We start from the raw sequence: 1,460 nt of genomic DNA, 5'->3' as shown, positions 1-1,460 counted from the left end.
TCCTTTCGGTCGCCAATTTTCACTAAAAGCGCTTTATCCCCAAGCCCGTCGTCGCGCAAAACATGTTGGGCGGGTGGCGTTATCGGTAAAGAAACCTTTGTTATGTGAGATGGTATTGTTCAGGGCCTCAAGTAAAGGCAGAAAAGGTCAGCGAAGTACGACAACAGACTGTCACCATACTGCGCAATGGACGTATGAGTTGACCGCCAAAGAGCCTTGGGCACTGGTGACTAACTTGACCATGGAAGCCATGTCGCCTCAAAAACTGGTCAATATCTACCAAAAGCGAATGCAAATAGAAGAAACCTTTAGAGATTTAAAAAGTCCCGCTTATGGCTTTGGTTTACGTCATAGCAGAACACGTTACGCGGCGAGGATGGATATACTGCTATTGATAGCATTATTGGTGCAACTGGCATTTTGGTGGGTAGGATTATACGGGGAAACACAGCAATTACAGCGGCACTTCCAAGCAAACACGATAAAGAAAAGGAATGTGCTATCAACAATCAGGATGGGCAAAGAACTGCTGCGACGACGGCATGATTACCCCATATCAGCAGATGATTTGCTTTGTGCTGCGAAGAAACTAGCTGAACTCTCATTAATTCATGGTTGTTGGGGTTATGAATTATGAGGGGATCCTACAGGGTCGAGCATCCAAGGACGGACTCGCTGCGAGTCGACGAGTTAATACCATGGCAAACCAGACTGCGTAGTGAGTTTAATACTAAAAGCAGGGCCAAATAGAGCAAACTAAGACTCACGAATTATCGGTAAGTGATTAATATCAAAAACCAATGATGAGCTATGCCGCAACCACGTGGCGCTGCGCACGTAGGGGGTGTAAGCGATTATGCATCACTTTGATGGTTTCAAACTGCACCATGGTTTTTGCACCCGACAAAACACATTCAGGTGACAATAACATCACTAGCGCGGACTGTAGGGTATTTTCAACCACGAGGGCGAGCACTCTTTGCTTTTGGCATTTAAGCTCGAAGACTTTACCCACATCGCTATAAACACAGACATCACTGGTATCAAAAAACCATGATTTAGGCATTTGCGGTGTCAGCATAAAATGGGCGGCGGTGGCATTGAGGGCGATTTGCACAATAGCGGCATCGGACAAAGACAGGGTTTTAGGCAATCTATCGAGTAAACTCATATAGAATTTGGCGTGCGCAATATTAAATTCCATGCTTGATAAGGCATCTGGAATGAGTAATTTTGCTTTATAAGACGTCAGAAATTCTATCTCGGAACCTAACGATACGCCTAATACACCATACGAATCGTTATATTTCCATTGCCAATCTTTTTGCGGCATTAATAACATAACGGTGACCCAATATTTGAACACTGGGACATAATAGTAGATATTTTATCCAATATCAAAATAAAAATAATAAAATACAAATTATTTAACAGTTACTTAGTCGATCTATTGTAAGATC

General features: G+C 43.0%; 2 protein-coding genes. One reads left to right on the top strand and one right to left on the bottom strand.

The genetic code is table 11. The annotated features are described in order from the left end of the window. Positions 1-637, top strand: a 637-nt coding sequence (locus tag KFE26_RS23570; protein WP_212601911.1) for an IS4 family transposase, incomplete at its 5' end; no start/stop codon positions are given. Between the two features lie 171 nt (positions 638-808). On the opposite strand, the gene KFE26_RS23565 is transcribed toward KFE26_RS23570, so the two are convergent. Next, positions 809-1,342 (bottom strand): cell division protein ZapC, encoded by a 534-nt coding sequence (locus tag KFE26_RS23565; protein ID WP_006081901.1) that lies wholly within the window; start codon positions 1,340-1,342, stop codon positions 809-811. Between the last annotated feature and the right edge of the window lie 118 nt (positions 1,343-1,460).

This window comes from Shewanella sp. M16, assembly GCF_018224605.1.
GTDB lineage: Bacteria > Pseudomonadota > Gammaproteobacteria > Enterobacterales > Shewanellaceae > Shewanella > Shewanella oncorhynchi.
This window is presented reverse-complemented; position numbering and strand designations above follow the sequence as displayed.